The 17,594-nt window shown below is 57.0% G+C and carries 29 protein-coding genes; 4 read left to right on the top strand and 25 right to left on the bottom strand.

Going from position 1 to position 17,594, the window contains the following annotated elements; genetic code table 11:
• Window positions 1-21: 21 nt before the first annotated feature.
• From BB347_RS18060 to BB347_RS17980, 19 genes are all read right to left on the bottom strand, one after another.
• Window positions 22-756: a hypothetical protein gene (locus BB347_RS18060; protein ID WP_076584048.1), complete on the bottom strand. Its 735-nt coding sequence runs from the start codon at window positions 754-756 to the stop codon at window positions 22-24.
• A complete protein-coding gene (locus BB347_RS18055) occupies window positions 753-1,091 on the bottom strand; it encodes a hypothetical protein (RefSeq protein ID WP_076584167.1) in 339 nt (112 codons plus the stop codon). Before BB347_RS18055 ends, BB347_RS18060 begins: the two co-directional genes overlap by 4 nt.
• Entirely contained in the window at window positions 1,072-1,665 is a 594-nt protein-coding gene (locus tag BB347_RS19730; RefSeq protein WP_236996020.1) for a hypothetical protein, read from the bottom strand. Before BB347_RS19730 ends, BB347_RS18055 begins: the two co-directional genes overlap by 20 nt.
• On the bottom strand, window positions 1,662-2,225 hold the full coding sequence (locus BB347_RS18045) for a hypothetical protein (RefSeq protein ID WP_076584047.1): 564 nt from the start codon (window positions 2,223-2,225) through the stop codon (window positions 1,662-1,664). Before BB347_RS18045 ends, BB347_RS19730 begins: the two co-directional genes overlap by 4 nt.
• Window positions 2,222-2,662: a hypothetical protein gene (locus BB347_RS18040; RefSeq protein ID WP_076584045.1), complete on the bottom strand. Its 441-nt coding sequence runs from the start codon at window positions 2,660-2,662 to the stop codon at window positions 2,222-2,224. Before BB347_RS18040 ends, BB347_RS18045 begins: the two co-directional genes overlap by 4 nt.
• Window positions 2,655-2,870, bottom strand: a complete 216-nt coding sequence (locus BB347_RS18035) for a hypothetical protein (RefSeq protein WP_077202648.1) — start codon at window positions 2,868-2,870, stop codon at window positions 2,655-2,657. The genes BB347_RS18040 and BB347_RS18035 overlap by 8 nt, the downstream gene beginning before the upstream one ends.
• Window positions 2,870-3,025: a hypothetical protein gene (locus tag BB347_RS19110; protein WP_157525022.1), complete on the bottom strand. Its 156-nt coding sequence runs from the start codon at window positions 3,023-3,025 to the stop codon at window positions 2,870-2,872. The genes BB347_RS18035 and BB347_RS19110 overlap by 1 nt, the downstream gene beginning before the upstream one ends.
• 118 nt (window positions 3,026-3,143) lie before the next feature.
• Window positions 3,144-3,350 carry a hypothetical protein gene (locus tag BB347_RS19105; protein ID WP_139327065.1) on the bottom strand — a complete coding sequence of 69 codons (207 nt, stop codon included), beginning with the start codon at window positions 3,348-3,350 and terminating at the stop codon, window positions 3,144-3,146.
• A gap of 173 nt (window positions 3,351-3,523) precedes the next feature.
• Window positions 3,524-4,111 carry a hypothetical protein gene (locus tag BB347_RS18030; RefSeq protein WP_076584044.1) on the bottom strand — a complete coding sequence of 196 codons (588 nt, stop codon included), beginning with the start codon at window positions 4,109-4,111 and terminating at the stop codon, window positions 3,524-3,526.
• Window positions 4,104-4,322: a hypothetical protein gene (locus BB347_RS18025; protein WP_076584043.1), complete on the bottom strand. Its 219-nt coding sequence runs from the start codon at window positions 4,320-4,322 to the stop codon at window positions 4,104-4,106. Before BB347_RS18025 ends, BB347_RS18030 begins: the two co-directional genes overlap by 8 nt.
• Window positions 4,322-4,570, bottom strand: coding sequence for a hypothetical protein (locus tag BB347_RS18020; protein WP_076584041.1), 249 nt, complete (start codon window positions 4,568-4,570; stop codon window positions 4,322-4,324). The genes BB347_RS18025 and BB347_RS18020 overlap by 1 nt, the downstream gene beginning before the upstream one ends.
• Window positions 4,563-4,946, bottom strand: a complete 384-nt coding sequence (locus BB347_RS18015) for a hypothetical protein (RefSeq protein ID WP_076584040.1) — start codon at window positions 4,944-4,946, stop codon at window positions 4,563-4,565. The genes BB347_RS18020 and BB347_RS18015 overlap by 8 nt, the downstream gene beginning before the upstream one ends.
• A complete protein-coding gene (locus BB347_RS18010; protein WP_076584038.1) occupies window positions 4,943-5,515 on the bottom strand; it encodes a hypothetical protein in 573 nt (190 codons plus the stop codon). The genes BB347_RS18015 and BB347_RS18010 overlap by 4 nt, the downstream gene beginning before the upstream one ends.
• The gene (locus BB347_RS18005) at window positions 5,505-5,966 is read right to left on the bottom strand and encodes a hypothetical protein (RefSeq protein ID WP_076584037.1); all 462 of its coding nucleotides are present in this window, start codon (window positions 5,964-5,966) and stop codon (window positions 5,505-5,507) included. The genes BB347_RS18010 and BB347_RS18005 overlap by 11 nt, the downstream gene beginning before the upstream one ends.
• Window positions 5,963-6,223 carry a hypothetical protein gene (locus BB347_RS18000; RefSeq protein WP_076584035.1) on the bottom strand — a complete coding sequence of 87 codons (261 nt, stop codon included), beginning with the start codon at window positions 6,221-6,223 and terminating at the stop codon, window positions 5,963-5,965. The genes BB347_RS18005 and BB347_RS18000 overlap by 4 nt, the downstream gene beginning before the upstream one ends.
• A complete protein-coding gene (locus BB347_RS17995; RefSeq protein ID WP_076584034.1) occupies window positions 6,220-6,549 on the bottom strand; it encodes a hypothetical protein in 330 nt (109 codons plus the stop codon). Before BB347_RS17995 ends, BB347_RS18000 begins: the two co-directional genes overlap by 4 nt.
• A 2-nt stretch (window positions 6,550-6,551) precedes the next feature.
• Entirely contained in the window at window positions 6,552-7,493 is a 942-nt protein-coding gene (locus BB347_RS17990) for a DNA polymerase sliding clamp (protein ID WP_076584032.1), read from the bottom strand.
• Entirely contained in the window at window positions 7,490-7,741 is a 252-nt protein-coding gene (locus tag BB347_RS17985) for a hypothetical protein (protein WP_076584030.1), read from the bottom strand. The genes BB347_RS17990 and BB347_RS17985 overlap by 4 nt, the downstream gene beginning before the upstream one ends.
• A 117-nt stretch (window positions 7,742-7,858) precedes the next feature.
• Window positions 7,859-8,257, bottom strand: coding sequence for a hypothetical protein (locus BB347_RS17980; RefSeq protein WP_076584029.1), 399 nt, complete (start codon window positions 8,255-8,257; stop codon window positions 7,859-7,861).
• A 393-nt stretch (window positions 8,258-8,650) separates the two neighbouring features.
• Here BB347_RS17980 and BB347_RS19845 point away from each other — a divergent pair, with 393 nt between their 5' ends.
• Together BB347_RS19845 and BB347_RS17970 are read left to right on the top strand one after the other, a co-directional pair.
• Window positions 8,651-8,869 carry a helix-turn-helix domain-containing protein gene (locus tag BB347_RS19845; protein WP_257787646.1) on the top strand — a complete coding sequence of 73 codons (219 nt, stop codon included), beginning with the start codon at window positions 8,651-8,653 and terminating at the stop codon, window positions 8,867-8,869.
• A 60-nt stretch (window positions 8,870-8,929) separates the two neighbouring features.
• Window positions 8,930-9,445, top strand: coding sequence for a hypothetical protein (locus tag BB347_RS17970; protein ID WP_076584026.1), 516 nt, complete (start codon window positions 8,930-8,932; stop codon window positions 9,443-9,445).
• Here the strand turns inward: BB347_RS17970 and BB347_RS17965 are convergent.
• Window positions 9,442-12,879: a hypothetical protein gene (locus BB347_RS17965; RefSeq protein ID WP_076584024.1), complete on the bottom strand. Its 3,438-nt coding sequence runs from the start codon at window positions 12,877-12,879 to the stop codon at window positions 9,442-9,444. The two genes, BB347_RS17970 and BB347_RS17965, sit on opposite strands and share 4 nt — an antisense overlap.
• Window positions 12,880-13,175: 296 nt before the next feature.
• Window positions 13,176-13,490 (bottom strand): hypothetical protein, encoded by a 315-nt coding sequence (locus BB347_RS17960; RefSeq protein ID WP_076584023.1) that lies wholly within the window; start codon window positions 13,488-13,490, stop codon window positions 13,176-13,178.
• A 444-nt stretch (window positions 13,491-13,934) separates the two neighbouring features.
• Between BB347_RS17960 and BB347_RS17955 the strand changes: the two genes are divergently transcribed.
• Window positions 13,935-14,204, top strand: a complete 270-nt coding sequence (locus BB347_RS17955; protein ID WP_236996018.1) for a winged helix-turn-helix domain-containing protein — start codon at window positions 13,935-13,937, stop codon at window positions 14,202-14,204.
• Between the two features lie 670 nt (window positions 14,205-14,874).
• On the opposite strand, the gene BB347_RS19100 is transcribed toward BB347_RS17955, so the two are convergent.
• Window positions 14,875-15,183 (bottom strand): hypothetical protein, encoded by a 309-nt coding sequence (locus tag BB347_RS19100; protein WP_139327063.1) that lies wholly within the window; start codon window positions 15,181-15,183, stop codon window positions 14,875-14,877.
• 25 nt (window positions 15,184-15,208) lie between these two features.
• Window positions 15,209-15,559, bottom strand: coding sequence for an HNH endonuclease (locus tag BB347_RS19955; protein ID WP_168170978.1), 351 nt, complete (start codon window positions 15,557-15,559; stop codon window positions 15,209-15,211).
• A 168-nt stretch (window positions 15,560-15,727) separates the two neighbouring features.
• Between BB347_RS19955 and BB347_RS17940 the strand changes: the two genes are divergently transcribed.
• Complete coding sequence (locus BB347_RS17940; RefSeq protein WP_076584165.1) at window positions 15,728-16,051, top strand: helix-turn-helix domain-containing protein; 324 nt, start codon at window positions 15,728-15,730, stop codon at window positions 16,049-16,051.
• A 188-nt stretch (window positions 16,052-16,239) separates the two neighbouring features.
• Here BB347_RS17940 and BB347_RS17935 read toward each other — a convergent pair whose 3' ends face one another.
• The gene (locus BB347_RS17935; protein ID WP_076584018.1) at window positions 16,240-16,494 is read right to left on the bottom strand and encodes a type II toxin-antitoxin system HicA family toxin; all 255 of its coding nucleotides are present in this window, start codon (window positions 16,492-16,494) and stop codon (window positions 16,240-16,242) included.
• A gap of 12 nt (window positions 16,495-16,506) precedes the next feature.
• Window positions 16,507-16,752, bottom strand: coding sequence for a type II toxin-antitoxin system HicB family antitoxin (locus BB347_RS17930; protein ID WP_076584016.1), 246 nt, complete (start codon window positions 16,750-16,752; stop codon window positions 16,507-16,509).
• Window positions 16,753-17,594 lie beyond the last annotated feature (842 nt).

Genomic DNA, 17,594 nt, shown 5'->3' with positions numbered 1-17,594 from the left:
CAACCGTGGTCGACCCGATAGTCAGTTTTCGCTTTGGGCTTCGAGATACAGCGCACCGGCTGCCGTGAGTTTTGGTTGTTTCCGGTAACCGTCATCGACCATCCGGATCAGTCCGCGCTCCTCGAGTAGTCCAACGTTGTACTGGATCTTGCTTCGGAAGGCCCCATCAAGGGCGTCATCGTTATCGTCATCATCACTAAGCGAGCGGGCGACGGCGGTCACCGAATCCGGAGTTTCGTGGTCGATCGTTTCGAGGATTTGTTCGCCCAGGTCTCTCGGGGGCGCTTGCACCGCCGTCGGAATCGTCCACGGTTGTCCGTCGTCATCGGCCGCGTAGACGTGAATCTGGTCCGGGGCGGCCGTACTCGAGAGAGCCAGCGACGCCGCTGCGGTGATCGGTGCGAAGCCGGTCGGGTTCGTGACGCCCGCGACGTTCACCCACACGTTGTGGCCGCGCTCGAGGTCGTCCCGAAGGGCCACGAACGTCTCGGAGTACAGCGTTCGGAAGTTCTCGAATGGGTCGGTAACGGTCGTCTCGAGGCCTACAAGTTCGGTGATCCGTTCGTACTCCGCGACCATCGTTGCTGTCTCGTCGGTATTGCCGGTCTCGAGCGGGTACAGGCGCACGCGATCTGCAGGCACGCGCTCTTTCGTGATCGGAAGCAGTGGTTCGATATCCCGCCCAGAGACGACGATGTGATGGACGTTCGATTCATTCTCTGTGTCCGTCGTGGTTGGTGTCGTATCGGTACTCATCGCTCGAGATCACGCTCTGCCATACGGATTCGTTCTCTGTAGTCGGTGTCACGTTCGGAATATCGGCTTCCATACGCTATCTCGACGTTTTCCCGCCCTTCGAACTCAATCAGTGACTCGACATCTTCGCCTTCCCGCGCTTCGACGAGGAGGCGGTCCGCGTCGCGAGCGACCAGCCTGAGTAGTGACGCTCGTCGGACGGAGAGTATCGAGTCGTCCATATCCTCGGGCGTGACCCAGAGAAAGACCGTCGACTCGAGGTCGTCGGCCGGGTTCTCGAGAACGTCCTCGAGTGTGCGCTCGTGGGTGTCTTCGTCACTGTGGATGTTCGACATGCGTTTCCTCCGGGTCCGTCTCTTGGTCTCGCTCTTGTCGTTCGAACAGGTGCAACGACGTGTTCGTGACGTGGTCGGCGTACTGCAGTTGGTTCGCGTCGTGTTCGAGGGGTAGGCCGTCCTCGTCGAAGCCGACGTAGATCGAATACTGACCGTCTGGCCCCGCTTCGAGCGTCCCGACCCGCCGGTAGTCCTCGCCGTACCAGGGCATACTCGAGACCGACACCTCGTCGAGATGGTTCATGAGCATATACCGATAGGCCGCCTCGGTCGCGAACGACCGCGTTTCGTATAGGAGTGTCCAGCCGACGTGTTCCCACTCGTCGCCGCTCTTGTCGGTGATCCGAGCCCGCCAGAGCGCGTCGTTGACCATCGGTTCGCGGGTCTGCTGGCGGGCGAACACCTCGAACTCGTTGCCATCGTCATCATCGGACTCGAGGTGCCGAGAGAGAATCGCAGCGTGGCCGACGGCTTCGTGACGCGTATCGAAGGTTGTCTCACCGAACGAATCCGGCCGGTGGGAGACGTACTCGTACTCTGGGTCGTCGCTCTCGCGTTCCATGGCGTCGGTCATGCGAAATCCCCGATCGTCGGTGTAGTCGTCTCTGGAGCGGTTTCGTCGCGTGGTTCACCACAGCGCTCACATTCGGGCACGCCATCTCGGAATCGGAATCGATTGCAGCCACAGGATTCGCACTGATCGCCGCCTGTATTCGACGTTCGGTCGTGCGTGAAATCGTCACGAACTCGGAGCGTCCCTGGAGTATGGCGACCGCGGTAACCGGCTGTCACCCGGAGTCGGCACCCGTGCTTTGCGATTTCGTGGACCACCGCAGGTGGAACGGAGATCGTCGGTGCCGGTCGTGTCGGGAGCGCCAGTGGCTCGAGGAGCACTTCGTAGCACGGTCGGGGCTCGCCACCGTCGAATGCAATCTGTGCAGCTTCGTTGATCGACGCTGGTCGGAACTGGTAGTCATCCAGGCGGACGCATTCGCCCGTGTGCGTTCGTTCGATACCGCCGCTGGTGGTCGCCGTGGTTCCGTCACCGAAGTTGCGACTCGGCTCGACGTCGTGGGCGACACACGGCAGTGCGTTCACTGAGTCGCGAACGTCGGCCGCCTTATCTGAGTTCATCGGTCGCCCTCACTGTTGTTGCTGTGCTCCGGGTGAAACGGTCCGAGTGGCTTGAATTTCTCGAGGAAGTCCGAGCGCCGGACGTAGTTACCAGCGCCCTCGTGATCGGTGAACTGTCGTGCGGTATCGACGTGTTCGTAGCAGCCTACGCAGCCTTCGAGCAGTCGGAACTCGTCGTCGGTGAGTTTCTCAAGGTTCAGGAAGCGGACGACCTTTTCGTCGGCCCGGTCGTCGTCTTCGTCGAACACGTCGCCCCAGGTCTTGTCCGGAAGGTCGGTGATGATGACCCACGACCAGTCGTCGACCTCGTACTCGCAGATCGTTCCCATCGTCGCCCCGTTCTCGAGTTTCGGGTACTTACTCGCACGGGCTTCCTCAGGTGGAAGGTGTTCGCGGGTGGTCTGGGTCGGGCTGTCTCGAGTTTCGGAGTTAGTCACTGTGATCGGCCTCCTCGGGCTGCTCTGTTCCCGTGTCTACAGCACGCGGATAGTACTCCGCAGTTCGGCACTCCGTGAACGGTTCAGGACAGCGCATCAACTGAATCTCGCCGTTTCGGGTCTCCTCGAACACTTGCACAGAAAACCCGACGTTCCCACAACCGGGACATGGCGAGAACATATCGTACTCAGTACCGTCTGAGGACATCACGAATCGCCCCCTTTCTGCTGTTTTCCCGCCTGCACGTAACATCCGTCGAGAACGTCTTGTGCCCCTTCGGGCCACTCGCAGGCGGGGCACAGTTCGTTGCCGTCTCCCACCGCTGCTGTCGTTAGATCCGTCGAGACGTTCGTTGACGGCATATTACCACACGCGACGTTCTCGTCATATCGATGGAGGAGATTGTTGTCGATGCGTTCCCCTCCCGACCAACAGACTGTTACTAATCTTGGGTCTTGCTCAGTACCGCTCGAGGATGGATCACTCATCGTCAGATCCCTCCATTCCCGACTGTAGTGCACGTTCGACTTCGCCACCACAAGCAGGACAGTTGTCTGGTGCCTGGATGCGGTCGTACTCTTCCTCACCAGGTGTTCCTGACCTACCGCTGTAAACCTTTTCGAGTTCGAAGTCGTTACATTCGACACAGCTAAACTTCTCTCGGCGGGCAGTACCGCCCTCAGACATTCCGACCACCTCGAAGAAAGTATATATAAGAAAGTGTACTTGTTAAAGATATGATTTCGATATCTTGGCAAGCAATCGTCCTTGGGGGTTCAGTCGGCCTCGCGCTTCCGTTCGCAGTGTACCTGCTCCTGAAGATCCGCTTCTGAAACCCACCGCGCCGTTCAGTACCGCCCTCAGACATCGCGACCAGCCTCCTTGAGTGACTGCTCGAGTTCAAGTTGGTCCTCCCACTCGGCTTTCGAGTGGACGGTGGCGAGATAGTCCCGATCGTCGCTTCCAATTTTCAACTCAATCTGTAGGTCAGCCGCCTTTTCGGCCATGTGTTCAGACGGATACTCGAAGGTCTCTCGGGGACCGTCATTGTGATCCCGAACGAGAACGTGTGGCTCCGTGTCGCCGCTGTCGAGTACATCCCGTGCGTGACCGAGATTGTTCCGGGCGATCGCCTGCGTTTTGCTGATATGGAATGCCAGCGGTTCCGGGTCGCCGTCCTGGTTGATCGTCTCGTAGGCGACACCCCAGTAACGGTCGTGGGTACGGTCGCGGGGTTGGAGCCACGTCGTGATGACGAATCGGTGGTCGTCGCGAACGACTTCGGCCTCACCGCGATCGTCGACGCCGTCGGCGTCCGGGTCGTCGTCCCACTCGAGGACTTCGAACGTCCAGGCGTTCGGCGTTTCGTTGAGCCGGTTGAAATCGAACCAGTGTGGGGCGCGTGGGTGGCTGCCATCTCTCGTCTGTGTCTCGCTGTTTTCAGACATCCGTGTCCCCTCGCGTACAGATATCGACGACCCACTCTCGCAGGTCTGCCGCCAGTTGCTCGTCGTCGGTCCGTTCGGCGTACCGGATCAGCGCTTCGCGAGCCGCCGGATCAGCCGCTGGCTCGAGAACGAAACAGCCGTCCACTGGGTCCCCGTTTTTCGTTACCTCGTACTTGTCGTACAACCCGCTGTCAGTATCTGTGTCCGACATCACGGTAGCACCTCGTGAGACGCCATTTTTGGGCGGTGGAACACGGCGACGATCGGTCCGCCAGACCGTCCGGGTGCCGTGTCGATTTTCTTCCCGACGATGTGGCGATACTCGAGGTCGTACTCGTCGGCGAACTTCTGTTTGGCCTTCGCAACCGCGCTCGAACCGTGCGGTCCCGATTCGGTGACGAACGCGTAGACCTCGGACTCGAGATCCAACGACTCGATTCGGTGTGCGGGTTCACTCATCGTCGTAGACACCTCGCTCGAGTCGGAACGAGCCCAACTCGGCCGACAGTAGCGCCTCCAGGTAGCGTTCGTTGGCCACGGAGACGGTCTTGAGCGCGTCCTCGAGTGCGTCGTCGACGTTCTCGTCGATCTCCATCTCGTAGCCAGGCTTTTCGGGTACGTCCTCGCGTGTGAGGCGATCCTCAGACCGTGGCCGCTCGACGAGAGACGTGATCTGTTCTTGGTCGATCCACTCGCTCCGGTCGCCGTAGGCGACCTTGAGCCGCGAGCCGTCTGTGTCCGTGATCCGACCACGAAGGTGGCTGTCGGTGCTTCCTGATTTGAATTCAACGCGTGCGTCTTCGGTGAGTCGCTGATCGATCGTCTCTGAACTCATGGCTGTGTGTCCTCGCTGTCGTGGGTGTCTTCGTGTGGGTCCTCGAATCCGGCACAGACCCGGCAGAGATTCGTGTCTGTGGCCGGACGCCAACAGACCGACTTTCGCGATCCGCAGTCGTCGCAGGCCCACTCGTCGACGGTCGATCGAAGGGCATCGAGTTCCTGCCGGAGTGTCTTCGCTTCCTGATAGGAGAGGTCCTGCGTGACTTCGCCCGGTTCGACGTGTTCGTAGGGCCACTCTTCCTCGAGTAGGCTGGGTTCCGAGTCGGTGGATTCGCTGGCCGCTGACTCAGATCCGGATTTGGTTTCGGTCCCGAGAGTGTGGTCTACCTCTTCGAGTGAGTACCCCAGCGCGTTCGCGAGTGCTCGCACTCTATCGCGCTGATCGGCCGTCGAGTATTCCTCCAGTTCGTCTGCAGCCAGTCCGGCCTGGAGCACTCTGCGAAGGGTGTAGGTCGTCCCTTCGCCGAAGGCCATCGTTGTGATCGACCGATTGTCGTCGCTCTGGCCGACGAACAGAATCTCGTCGTTGTAAATCTGTGATCGGTCGTCGGTCTTACTCGCCATTGACCTTTCCTCGCTCTTTTTCAGTGGCAAGCGTTCGAATCTCGACGGTCTCGACATGATGTACATCGAGCCAGAATGCGTGGTCAGCGTCCGTTTGTGTCCACTCGAGATTTGGGTTGTTATCGTCACGGTCGTCGCGTTCCCATCGTACCGTTCTACGTGGGGCGTCAATCGACTGCGTGACGAGTTGGTCATCTCCAATGGATTCGACCGGCCCCATGAGAGTCGCCGGTCCGTCGCCAGAGATCACGATCCCGTCGCCCGGTTCGACCGACTCGAGTAGGTCGATGTACTCGTGTATCGTCTCTGGATCTGGTTTCCACCCAGCCCCATGACCGCCCGTACAGCGCGTTTCGGTCGGGTGTCCGGCGTAAGAGTAGACTTCTTCGCAGGACTTACACAGCCAGTCGATATGCGGAAAGTCGTAGTCGTCGCTCGTTGCGAGAATCACTCTGACCACCCCCTCGATTCCGCAGCGTCGATTACTTCATAGGAGTGCTCAATCGCGCCAGCAGAGTACAGGTGAGTCCCACCCTCTTCTTTCTCGACGTGGTAGAACCGGTCACCATCAGAGTCATCGATTAGCCGTCTCTTGATTCTGTACTCGGACTTTCCGAGTTCCACACCGCCCGGAGCGAATTGCTCGTGTTCCTCACGGATTACGTCATCTTCTTCAAAGGCCCATTCGCGCGCAGTGTCGACACTCATGCTTCCACCCAGTCGCGCGGGCTGTCGAACTCGCCCTCCATGAGTCGCTTGCGTTCGGCGTATTCCTCGTCTCGAGGGACCAGCTTGTGAATGTCCGAGTCGTCGGCGGCGAAGGACTCGAGAACGTCACGGGAGCCGGCGTAATCGTAGCCGTGACTGCCACCTCGGAGTAAACACAATTCGTTGAGTTCGGTGTCGTGTTCGAACGTGTGGATCTCGTAATCCGCGTCAACGAACAGCAACACCTCGTCGGGGTTTGCCTCGAGATACGCTTCCCACTCGTCGGCGGATCGCTCTGTTTCGTCTGAGTGCTGTGTATCTCCCATCGTCAGTCCTCCGAACTGATACGCGGCGCGAGCATTTGCAGGACCTCAGCGTGTGGCGCTCCATCATCCCCGTCGTCGACATTCTCGATATGCTCGAATTCGATGAATACCGGCATCTCCGAGCCGAGTTTGAGGTCAACCGCCGCGGTCTCGGGAATCACCGCTTCGAAATCGGCCAGGTAATCCAGCGAGAACAGTGAGTCGCCATCGCCCATCTCGAGGTCGATCAGGTCCTCACGTGGCAGTTCGAGGGTTACGTCATCCGTATCGCCCTCGGCGCTGAAGATTAGCGCATCCTCGCCAGCTTCCGTTTGATCGACCTGCAGGCGGATGTGATCGGAGACCATCTCGGCGGCCGTCACCGCCCGCTTCAAATCCGAGCCCTCGAGCGTGACTTTTGCAGGCAACTCGAGATCGGGAATCTCTGGCTCCGCTCGAATGCTGTCCGGGTCGATCAGCGCCAATGTGTACTCGAGCGTATCGATCGATATCTCAAGTTTTCGCGTTTCCTGATCGAGTTCCATCCGAACGCTGTCGCCCGCGTCGCCGATGCTCAGGATGTCCATCAGCCGATTCAGATCGACGCCGATCAGCCCGCCCGTACTCGAGTAATGCGCGAACGCGGATTCGTCCAGGCCTTCGTCGACCATCGCGACGTTCGCTGGGTCGACGCCACGACCCTCCAGGCCCGTCGGCTCGAGATGAACGGTCATCTCGTCGAGGATTGGCACGAACTGGCCGAAATACGCCTCGAGCGTGCCGACGGTCGCCTCACAGGCAAAGCCGCCTGCGTCGCTCGCCAGATCGACTGACTGGGCTTCTGATTCGGGTTGGTCGGTCGATTCTTCGGTGTCGGCCTCTGGATCGGGCGGTGCGTTCGAATCTCCATCGGTGTCCGAATCCTCGGCGACGTGCGTCTCACCGGCCGTTGCTTCGGGGCTCATCGCCAATCGACCCCCTCGATGTGGACGTTCTCAGCCGTGAGATCGATGTCTTCCCACCCATCGGGGAGTTCGAGCACTTCGATGGCCTCTCGATCGTCGTCGACGTTCAGTTGGCTATCGTTGTGTTCGAACGCTGGCTCCGTTGGATTGCGATTCTGTGCTGATTCTGTCTCGGTTTTCGGGTCAGGCGTCGTCGTGCAGTCCGAGAGTGCGCGATCGACTGCAGCCTGAGTTGCGTTTGTTGTCATAGGGGTGTTGTGCCGATTGTTGGCACGGAAGCACGCTCGCGGAATCGAACCGTGATTTCGACCATCGCGTGAGATCGTTGGGTTCTGCGTTCTGCGTTCTGAGTTCTGAGTGGCGCGTTAGGCCGTCGTCTTCGACCGGTCGGAGAGTTCGTCGCCGTATCGCTCGAGTAGTTCCTCGAGAGTCGTTTCGACCGTCGAGTCGCCGTTCTCACGTGCGATTTGACCGAGACGGATCATCGGGTCGGCTCCAGTGTGAGAGTACTTGCTCAGGAGGGTGCCAGCCGGCGCTTTCAGTTCGTGTTTGTCCAGCCAATTCAGGATCGTCTGCCCGCAGAGTTCGTCGTCGAACACCTCTCGAGCGATGCGCTCGGCCGACCAGCCACGCTCGTTGTGGAAATGATCGAGGACGCCCGGCTTCTGGTGGTCTTCGTTGCCCGCGGACAGCTCGTCGACGTCGTATTTTGGAACCGATGGTTCGTCGACTCGGAAGCTATCGAAATCGACTTGCACCGACATATCAGACCACCCCCGTCAGGCGGTGTGCGTCGTGGGTCGTGTCGGTGGGGCTCGAGTCGGCTTGGATTGTGGCAGTGCTGTGGTTAGTACTTAGTACTAACTCAGTGGGCACTACCCCCTCGAGTGACTCTGTAGAATCGTGATTATCGCCCGGTGCACCTGAGCGGTTCTGGCTAGGTTTAAGTTCAACCGTTTGTAATTGTAGCATGGTTCGAGATCTCCATCCCAGGGGACACGAACCAACTGCGTCATGCCCTAACATGACGCTTCTTCGAGAGTCTGCTTCCTCGAGACAGTGGTCCGTGTTGATTAGTACATCTATCTGAGGGGACTTAGTTCTTACTACCGTTCAGGTGCACAGTAACTAAATACGATTACTCCATAGTCAGTTCTGTGCCTCGAGATTCCGATGCAGATGATTTTGGGAGGAAATACAGCTCTGCCGAGTTTCTACGCGTTGTACGCGAGTCTGGACCTATGACGACAGGCGAAGTTGCAAACGAGATCGAGTGCCACCGGAACACTGCTCGTGACCAATTGAAACGTCTTGCAAAGCGGGGTCGAATCAAAAAAGAAGAAATCGGCCAAGAGTTCGTCTGGCGCTCGAATTGAGTTTACTTTCGCTTCGGTAGGAGGACATTTATAGTCCTGTCCGTTGTAGGACTTATCATAATGTCCACCCATTCCGAAGTCCCACAGAACGGCCAGAATGAAACCGAATCCAAGCAGTTGAGCAGCGAGTGCAGAATCGAACGTCGACAACGTGATATTTCTGAGACGATCACCGAGTTAGAGGAGGTGGCTATGAACGAGCAGGTCGAAGCGCTTGCTGATCTCCTCCGGTTGATGGACACCGAACTCAAGCGTCTCGAGGCTCGAAACCGCCTGTTGACGAACCGACTTCAGAAGGTCGAAGTCGTGAACGGACTCTCCGGTGACGAAATCGATCTTGGTGACGTATCAGCCCTGGATCACCGAGACCAGAAGGTTGTCAAGGCGATCGTCGCCGATGGGCGTGAGCTACTGTCGCTGGGCGATCTTCGCGAGTTGTACCGCAACCACACTGACGTTCGGTCATCCGAGACGTTGAAAGGTCGAACCAAGGCGCTCACCTCGAGTAACCTATTCGAACGCGAGCGATCGGGGCCACACACATCGGCGTGGCGATTCACCGGCCCTTCGGATTAATCGGCTGTCGCGATTTGCATCGAATCGTCGAGTGTCGTCTGGTCTGGTTTCTCCCCAATCGTCACGACATCGTGTTTAAACCGCCCGATAGCGTCGGGGTTGGGTTTCAGTAACGATGCCAAAACGGCTATCCAATCGTCGATCCAGGCACCGACCGACGCGATGAGCTTGCCTCGATCCAGTGGCCGTTGGAAGGCGTCAATCAACGTTGGATCACCGAGATTGTAACCCAATGAATCTAAGGCGTCGAAGAGGACGCCATCGACCGTCGTCGACCCGACGGTCACACGTTCGGTGCCGGGTTTCGTGTCGTCGGTCTCGGGAACGTACCACGGTGCGACTGTTGCTGACCACTTTCGGCCGTCGACGCGTGTGAGCAGCGAGAGCGCCTCGAGTCGGTCACAGTGTTTTCGGTACGTTTCACCCGAACATCCTACTCGCTCGAGGATATCCGACCGGCCGATCGGACCGTCTGCCACGAGGACGGCTTTCAGGATCTTTCCAGGCGTCGGTGCGTTCAGTGTCGGCAGTAGTCGATCAGCCGATAATGCACCGAGCGCTGTTTCGATATCGGCAATCGTCACCTCACCCGGTCGATTCGACCGAGCGAGTGCTGTTAGTGCGTCGACAACGTCGAACGCTGAGTTGGTGTAGGCTTCGAACAGTCGCACCGTCCGACGCATTGCATCGGATTCTCGAGCCGGACACAGATTCTTTTTCTCGAGGACGGTCTCCACAGCGTGGCGTGTCGCCGCGTAATCCGATGTCTCGGTGACCGGGATCTCGAGTTCCACTGGGTCGTAATCCGTCCGATCATCGAGACGCTCGTCATCGCGAGCGACGATCGACGAACGGATCTGCTCGCTAAGGTCTGTGATTCCCGGCCCGGAGACGACCCACGACGCACGGAGATGTGCTTTCGGATCGGATGGATCAACTTCGCGAGCCATTGCTGTCGTCCGTTTATGGCTGTCCGGTTCCCAGAAGTTACGCTCGAGGGAGTGCATACCGTACGAGGACTGTCGTGTCACGACCTCCGAGATGAAGCGGCAGAACTGGGATTCGTTCAGGTCGTTTGGCTCAGGGACGCGGATCTCGATCGAGATATCCACACCGATAGCATCGTACAGTGCCGTTGCGGACATGAGCAACCCGTGAGCCCGTTCGATAAGCGTGGTTCGTTCGTCCTGGTCGAGTTCGTCTAGTTTACCGAGTTTCTTGAGTAGGGTTGCGCGAACTGCTGCATAGCGATCTTTGAACAGATCGTAGGCGTGTTCGTCCTCGGAGAGCCAGCCGATCTGTGCCGCTCGGACCAGATAATCGTGGGTTTCGTCGACGGTCTCGCCGAAACAGTTCTCGAGTTCGTCGCCGAGTGCCGATGGCGTGAGTACGGTGCTCCATAGGTCATCGTCAAGTAACGCTGTTGCAAGCCGCACCAGCGTCGGTATCGTTCCACCGTACTGTGTGGTCAGGGTCAGGTGGTCTTCCATGCAACTCACGTACGCCACCCGCCCGTCTTCCCACCGTTCGACTGGGTAGTCGTTCATGTTCACGCCATCGCGGGCATCAGCGGCCGTAATACGGGCGTGCAACGGCCAACTGCTGCCGGCCACTTTGGGCAGCCACTGCACGTAGCCGTCCGCCGCGGCGTCGCCCGTGTCCGCGAGCGCACCCTCCGCTGTCCGGCCGGCCCCTCCCCCACCCATCCCGTCTGCCGTGCCATACACTGTACTTGCTGACTGACTTGGGGTCTCAGTAACGACGCCTGAATCGGAGGGGGAATCAGACTGTTCTGGCTGATCGAAAGTGGCGAAAACGGTCTCCTGATCGGGGTGAACAACACGGTGCTCGTCTGTGATGAGACCAGCAGCAACGTCGCCACGGGCGGAAAGCTCGATTGTGTTCTCAACACCGCGGCCATCGACGCTGACGAAGCCGTGGTCGTCTTCGAGCGAGTCGATGTAGGGCCGAATCGACCCGCGTGCCAAATCGATATCGGCGTCGTTGGACAGGTCTTTGACCATTGCACCGGGGTTTCGATCGAGATGCTTGAGTATCGAAAGCTTGCCCGCGCGCTTGTCCATCAACTCGAGTTCGGCGTAAATCGAGCCCTCGTCAGAGACGTTCGCAGCCGAGTCGATTTCAGTCGGTTGTCGACCCGGCATGTTGGTCTGAGTAACGCGATCGACGAACTCGGGATGGCTCGAGTCGAGGGTCCGGGCGACCCGTGGCGAGGTGACGATCGTAACGTTCCCGGCCATCGCCAGTTGCTCGAGTGCGGTAAGTGTCTTCCGTCGCGTCGACGCGTGATCCGAGTCGGTCCACTGCTCGCCGTCGAATCGAACGACGAACTCGGGAGTAACATCGCTGGCCCGGAGAATCGGCACGATAGTCGATGTCAGATCCTCGTGCGTGACGCCGAGTGCGTTTCGACCGGTACCGATCTGGGTGAGCGCCGAACGCGCCCACTCCCGGTTGTGTTCGTGGTACTCTCGAGTCGACTCGGAGATGTTGCGCTCGGCGAGGTCAACGTCGTGGTACTCGCGTGCGTACGTGGCGAGAACGCTCGCGAAGCCGTTTCGAACGTCGGAGACGCCGTACTCACTGGCCAACAGGTCGGCAACTCTCGCGGGTTCGATCTCGCCGTCGAAATCGTCAACCAGTTCGGTGACCGCACGCACGACCTGGGGGAGTAAGTCCTCGAGCGCGGCTGGCAACCAATCCGAAACCGTCGGTGGGACGGTTGCGGTGATCGTGTCGAGGCGCTGTTGGGCCGGCGGCGTCGGCTGGAGGACCAGCGACTGGATATCGAACTCTGGCGTGTCGGGTTCAACAGCAGTCGGCTCGGGGTCGTTCAGCGTCCGCTCGTCACTATCGGCCTCGCTGTAGTAGGTCTCGAGGTGGTCATCGAGGGAGACGGCGTTGCCGAGGACCTCCCCGGCGAGCGATTCGAACTTCCGAGTTTCGTCTTGGAACTGCTCGATCCGGTACTCGTTCAGTTTTTCGAACCGCTTCTTGTGACCGACTATCGTGTCTTCAAGCGAGGCTGTGACGGTATCCGTTCGGTCGGCATCGGTCGCATAATGTGACTCGAGTTGTTCGCCGACACTCGCGATATCGAGTTCCAACGCGTCGGAGGAAACAGCCGGCATCCGATCTTCGACAAGATCGCCCTGGTCCTCGTACTGTCCGCGCTCCAGGGTGAGGTCGTTGTACGATTTCGCCTCTCCAGCACGTTTCGCGAGATAGCGGGCTCTCCATTCGCCCGCGGCCTCGCGCGTGGGGAGGCGTTTGAGTGTCTTGACCTTCTTCGACGTGTGTTCAGATCCACAGTTCGGACAGGCAACCGAGTCCTGTGTGCGCCAGCCCTCGGGCTGAATCCAGGGCTGGTTGCAGTCGCCCGCACACTGGAGCACGTCGAAATCGCCGCTCATCCGACGACCACCTGATTTCGAGTAACGGTCGCGAACGCTCGAGTCTCCGGATGGCGGTGGATTGGTGAGAGTGGACGGCGCTGTCTCTGTGTGGCCGCTTTAGGCCCCGAACATAACTGACGGCCCGCTTGCCGTCCAAAAACTACGTCCCTAACGTGTGACGGATTGTGCATCTCCATCCCAGGGGATCATACAGGCCGAAACTGGCCAGACGGCGACTGCCCTAACAGTCACCGTGAGTAGTGCGTCTCGAGCCTGCTGCCCTAACAGCGACTCGAGAGATTCTGTTCCGTGGGTCATCGTCGAACACTCACCTCTCGGATGTTCAACTCGAGGCAGAACGCTCGAATCCAGCCTGGAACCGTTTCGGGTAGTCCGACCGGGCCGGTACTGTCGTACACTGCAGACAGGATGGCACTCGAGCTTTCACCCTCGACGATCCACCGGGTGCCACGTCGGATGAACTCGAGTTCGTAACTCGAGCGGTCACCGCGGACAATTATCTCGGCGGTCGCCCCCGACGGAATGTCGTCGACGAACACACCGAGATCAACAGTGGTCGAGGATTCGATCGTGTCTGTGCGCGTCGTGTCGGATTGCGTGATTGCCATGACATCACGGTTGTTTCCAACCGCCTTGAGGGTTCCCGGGGTGTTTCCACCCGTTCCACCCGACGCCTGCTTGCGATTTCTGCTTCCACTCCATACGTCGGACTCGAGGGAGCGCGTCTCGCTCGAGTCGTCAGTTCCACCGCTCGCACAATCTTTGCGAACGGTATCACTTTGGTGATGGGTGGTTTCTGTCATGGTGCGGTCAGTGAAAAGACGACAAGGGCGGCGTGATTGAGGCACGCTCGTCCGAACCGTTTTCCGACAAGTCGATTTCCCTGAGAGTCATCTTTTGCTGACTGTCTGGATCATTACGCCAAGTCTACTTATAGGTTGCTACCATATACTATCATAACAATCGCAAATGCTATCAAACCGAAGATTTTCATATGCTATTATGAACAGGCCTACGAATTTTCGGGTTAGATGCGCCCGCGTGTTTCATGGATGACAGGGAACGACGACTCTATCCTGGAATATCTGTATGAACACGATGTGGCTTTACCGCCAACTGGCCTCGAAATTAATCTGCACCGTGAAGGGATTGGAATATCTTATTCGACCATCCACCGCCGTCTCCAGAAGCTTCAAGACAAGGATCTTGTCGAAAAAGTCAACGAGGAGAAGGGCTACTACGCAATCACCGACAAAGGTCAAAAATACCTTGAGGGCAATCTCGATGCCGAAGAGTTAGAAGACGACGCAAATTCTACATAGCTTCCTAAGAACGGGATGCACCGAGAGTATTAGGCAATGGGATTTGGTGAACGATCCCTGTCTGACCAACTGGACTCGAGCGATCTAGAATCTGAGAAAGACGACGATGAATGACGAGAACTCTTGTGTACCAACTCCTCAAGATCACGCCGATCGGGTACCGATCGAGGAACCCCTACTCGAAGGACAGGTAGTTTTCAATGGGCCTCAGCTTTTACCGTCTGTTTCCGAGAGCGACAAAGATACCACGCAGTCCCCAGATGAGGATTCTCCTGAAGACGTAGAACCTCTACTCGATGGACAATCAATATCCAACAGAAAAGGCCCATAAATGACGACGAGGCCAATTCACACTCATAGTCGAGACGATTAGATGCGCCCGCGTGTTTCGTGGATGACTGGCAATGATGACTCTATCTTGGAGTTTCTCGATGAGCATAATGTCGCCCTATCTCCGCGTGGACTCGACATCAACCTCGAGCGATAAGGAATCGGGATCTCATATCGGACTATCAACTGCCGCCTAAAACAACTCCACGAGAAGGAGCTGGTCGAAAAAATCGGTGACCGTGGTTGGTATGTGATATCTGATAAGGGACGGAAATACCTCTCTGGCGAACTCGATGCGTCTGAACTCGAGGACGATTAAACTCTATTTCTACCCACCGTCTTAGAACGGAAGCAAACCGGTAGTTCTGTGTTTGGCGTCACATTCGGGGCAAGATGGCCCATCTGCCAGTTCGGCTCCAATTGAACCGATCTTGTAACCGACATACAGTCCGATTGGCATGGTGAAAACCCAGGCAACGAATCCGACACCTGCCGTCGCAACACCGGCAACACTACCGATCATGAATCCTATTCCGGCAAAGATAATTGCCATACCGAGAATCCATTTCAATCGGTTTTTCGGTGGATCTGGTTCTGTTACTTCGCCACACTCATTACATTTCACTTGAAGGCTGTAAACTGACACCATCGCTGACATCTTATCGGCTTGTTAATTAAAGATTTTCATAACGTACCTTTTCGACAAACTCTTCGACACTACAGTCTGTGAATCTACCCTCGAATTTCCCGTGACAACTAGGGCAAAGCGAGACAAGATTATCGAGTGAATTCATCTCTCGAGGCGTTCCATTAAATTGCGATCGGGGTGTGATGTGGTGGACCGAAGGATTTTTCCCAATCTTAGATTTGGTGGTGCCGCATGCTCGACAGGTGTGATTATCCCGATTGAGACACTTACGACGTTGCTTCGTCCAATCAACTCCATATTCTTGTGCTGAGTAGGGCGAGTCGAGACCAAGTGCCTTGTAAAAACCTCGAACAAACGTCCTCCAGAGAAGTTTCATACCGAAATTCGGTATGCCAATGACAAAAACCTTCATAGCTATTGACCCTTGAAAATCTATAACATTATTCCGGTTGATGGATGAGTACACCTGGGCCTATTAGAAGACGAAAACAACTACCAACCACACCATGAACATATTTGTAACCTCCATATGAAAGAGCAATCAGTGAAACTCGTCGTCCCCACCGACATCGAGATATTGGAGGCGATGAGCGACGGAAAACGTCAAACAGCCCCGAATTTGGCAGAGATTCTTGGCAGAAAATCTCGTTACATGAATAATCGGTTGGCTGAGTTAGCTGGTAATGGTCTAGTCTCTAAAGTTGGCCCCTCCGATTCATCGGGGATGTATGAGATTACAGAGAAGGGTAGGAAGGCTTTGGAAATGAGGCATGAATACTCCCACAACCAGGCTGAAAAGTTTGGAAGAAAGCTAGTTCAGGAACTGGACTCGAGCGACCTAGAATCTGACAAAGGCGACGAGGAGTGAGAGAACTCTTGTGTACCAACTGACAGTGAGATACCAGACCACCTGCCGGAAGATAACAGGCTAGCGGGGTAACGGCCCAAGCAAATAGCGAAACGCCGACTGAGGCTGCCCACCGAAAGTAAGAACGAGCTTTTGTCTGAATACCACCGTCGATGTCTGTTTAACGGTCACCGACTTTCCCAACTCGTTCATAGATTTCGATCTAACCAGTCCAAGAATTCCTGAAAATCCTTCATCCCGGCCTGATTTCCGATCTCTTTGAGCGTCCCAGTCGACAGTTCGTCGTGGTCGGGAACCGGAACCGTCCGTGCCTCTTCGTCGTGATCGGCAGGCGGGTCCCAGCGAAGAATGAAGTGGTCACCGTTGATCCGTGCCAGATAGAATGGACCGCTGTTCACCATCACCTTTCGAACGTCTTCGCCAGAATAGGTCCGCCGTGACATCCTGAACCGCACCTACTGAAAGGCGTCGGGAAGCGGCTCGTTCGTTGTGTTCTTGCCTGGCTCAATACCCGCCTCGCGAAGCTCCTCGGTGGTGGGTTCGTCCCCCTTGCCGTGGTAACCGTCGAGTGCCTCGTCCAGGTTGTCCAGCGCGTCCGTGCGTGTCTTGCCCTGACTGACGACACCGGTTTTGGTGTCCTTGGCGACCCACCACTCGCCCTCTTCAGAGAGCGTAATCGTCGGGTTGACGCCGGTACTCATTGTACACCCTCGTAGGTGCACCACGCGTATAAATTCCTAGGCCGCTGGTCAATTGCTGTGATATGGTCGTGTCCGGTGTGTCATTTGAGACGCGACGACGGTATTAGGTTTCTGAATGCTGAAATCAGCCAGTAACAGGCAATGAGCATATTGTCTCGGCGTTTCTGACCGGGCATCACCGCGTTTGGCTGGGGCTTTGTACAGAAACTACAGCGTTAGAAGATGTCGGAAGTGAGGCCGACATCTGAGCACCCCTGACGGGGTGGTCGGTGGATGTGTGTCAAGATCGTGGTGCGATGTCTCGACAGGCGGGCGGGGTCTGTGATGTCCCAGAACCACTATTGGCAACGACAGTGAGGACTGCCCGCCTGCTAACCGCTTCGACCATTGAACATTAAGCGTGCTGGCCGCACAGATTTTGAGAGAGTTGATAAAACGGTGGTCCGGGAGTATTGGAAGTCGCGCGGTTGGGACTAAATCTTCACGAGCTTGATCGATGGCTATGCACGACGGCAAACATCACCGACGAGTTGTCCGCCACGATCGGCGCGGTGTCTCAGTTGCGCCAATCGTAGAACACTTGATCCATTCTCGATCCCACGACCAGCGATCGGAACGTGACCATGCAAGCTCGAAGAGTTACTTTACGAGCATTATGATGGCCTCGAGTAGGTACACCACAAGCGGCGGAACTAAAATTACCAATAAGAATACCTGAGAGTGGCCATTTCTAGAAATTCAAAATTCCAAATAAATCCACTTTCAATCATACCATCATATTTATACGGCCCTGGCTAGTACCACCAAGTACCGATAAAGCCGTGAGAGGTCCATGACCTCGC

This window comes from Natronorubrum daqingense, from assembly GCF_001971705.1.
Lineage (GTDB): Archaea > Halobacteriota > Halobacteria > Halobacteriales > Natrialbaceae > Natronorubrum > Natronorubrum daqingense.
This window is presented reverse-complemented; position numbering and strand designations above follow the sequence as displayed.

What these genes read in the sequence shown, in the direction of transcription:
- BB347_RS18060 (WP_076584048.1), bottom strand. Translation starts at nt 756, where the DNA reads ATGAGTACCGATACGACACCAACCACGACGGACACAGAGAATGAATCG.
- BB347_RS18055 (WP_076584167.1), bottom strand. Translation starts at nt 1,091, where the DNA reads ATGTCGAACATCCACAGTGACGAAGACACCCACGAGCGCACACTCGAG.
- BB347_RS19730 (WP_236996020.1), bottom strand. Translation starts at nt 1,665, where the DNA reads ATGACCGACGCCATGGAACGCGAGAGCGACGACCCAGAGTACGAGTAC.
- BB347_RS18045 (WP_076584047.1), bottom strand. Translation starts at nt 2,225, where the DNA reads ATGAACTCAGATAAGGCGGCCGACGTTCGCGACTCAGTGAACGCACTG.
- BB347_RS18035 (WP_077202648.1), bottom strand. Translation starts at nt 2,870, where the DNA reads ATGTCCTCAGACGGTACTGAGTACGATATGTTCTCGCCATGTCCCGGT.
- BB347_RS19110 (WP_157525022.1), bottom strand. Translation starts at nt 3,025, where the DNA reads ATGCCGTCAACGAACGTCTCGACGGATCTAACGACAGCAGCGGTGGGA.
- BB347_RS19105 (WP_139327065.1), bottom strand. Translation starts at nt 3,350, where the DNA reads ATGTCTGAGGGCGGTACTGCCCGCCGAGAGAAGTTTAGCTGTGTCGAA.
- BB347_RS18030 (WP_076584044.1), bottom strand. Translation starts at nt 4,111, where the DNA reads ATGTCTGAAAACAGCGAGACACAGACGAGAGATGGCAGCCACCCACGC.
- BB347_RS18025 (WP_076584043.1), bottom strand. Translation starts at nt 4,322, where the DNA reads ATGTCGGACACAGATACTGACAGCGGGTTGTACGACAAGTACGAGGTA.
- BB347_RS18020 (WP_076584041.1), bottom strand. Translation starts at nt 4,570, where the DNA reads ATGAGTGAACCCGCACACCGAATCGAGTCGTTGGATCTCGAGTCCGAG.
- BB347_RS18015 (WP_076584040.1), bottom strand. Translation starts at nt 4,946, where the DNA reads ATGAGTTCAGAGACGATCGATCAGCGACTCACCGAAGACGCACGCGTT.
- BB347_RS18010 (WP_076584038.1), bottom strand. Translation starts at nt 5,515, where the DNA reads ATGGCGAGTAAGACCGACGACCGATCACAGATTTACAACGACGAGATT.
- BB347_RS18000 (WP_076584035.1), bottom strand. Translation starts at nt 6,223, where the DNA reads ATGAGTGTCGACACTGCGCGCGAATGGGCCTTTGAAGAAGATGACGTA.
- BB347_RS17995 (WP_076584034.1), bottom strand. Translation starts at nt 6,549, where the DNA reads ATGGGAGATACACAGCACTCAGACGAAACAGAGCGATCCGCCGACGAG.
- BB347_RS17990 (WP_076584032.1), bottom strand. Translation starts at nt 7,493, where the DNA reads ATGAGCCCCGAAGCAACGGCCGGTGAGACGCACGTCGCCGAGGATTCG.
- BB347_RS17985 (WP_076584030.1), bottom strand. Translation starts at nt 7,741, where the DNA reads ATGACAACAAACGCAACTCAGGCTGCAGTCGATCGCGCACTCTCGGAC.
- BB347_RS17980 (WP_076584029.1), bottom strand. Translation starts at nt 8,257, where the DNA reads ATGTCGGTGCAAGTCGATTTCGATAGCTTCCGAGTCGACGAACCATCG.
- BB347_RS17970 (WP_076584026.1), top strand. Translation starts at nt 8,930, where the DNA reads ATGTCCACCCATTCCGAAGTCCCACAGAACGGCCAGAATGAAACCGAA.
- BB347_RS17965 (WP_076584024.1), bottom strand. Translation starts at nt 12,879, where the DNA reads ATGAGCGGCGATTTCGACGTGCTCCAGTGTGCGGGCGACTGCAACCAG.
- BB347_RS17960 (WP_076584023.1), bottom strand. Translation starts at nt 13,490, where the DNA reads ATGGCAATCACGCAATCCGACACGACGCGCACAGACACGATCGAATCC.
- BB347_RS17955 (WP_236996018.1), top strand. Translation starts at nt 13,935, where the DNA reads ATGACAGGGAACGACGACTCTATCCTGGAATATCTGTATGAACACGAT.
- BB347_RS19100 (WP_139327063.1), bottom strand. Translation starts at nt 15,183, where the DNA reads ATGGTGTCAGTTTACAGCCTTCAAGTGAAATGTAATGAGTGTGGCGAA.
- BB347_RS19955 (WP_168170978.1), bottom strand. Translation starts at nt 15,559, where the DNA reads ATGAAACTTCTCTGGAGGACGTTTGTTCGAGGTTTTTACAAGGCACTT.
- BB347_RS17935 (WP_076584018.1), bottom strand. Translation starts at nt 16,494, where the DNA reads ATGTCACGGCGGACCTATTCTGGCGAAGACGTTCGAAAGGTGATGGTG.
- BB347_RS17930 (WP_076584016.1), bottom strand. Translation starts at nt 16,752, where the DNA reads ATGAGTACCGGCGTCAACCCGACGATTACGCTCTCTGAAGAGGGCGAG.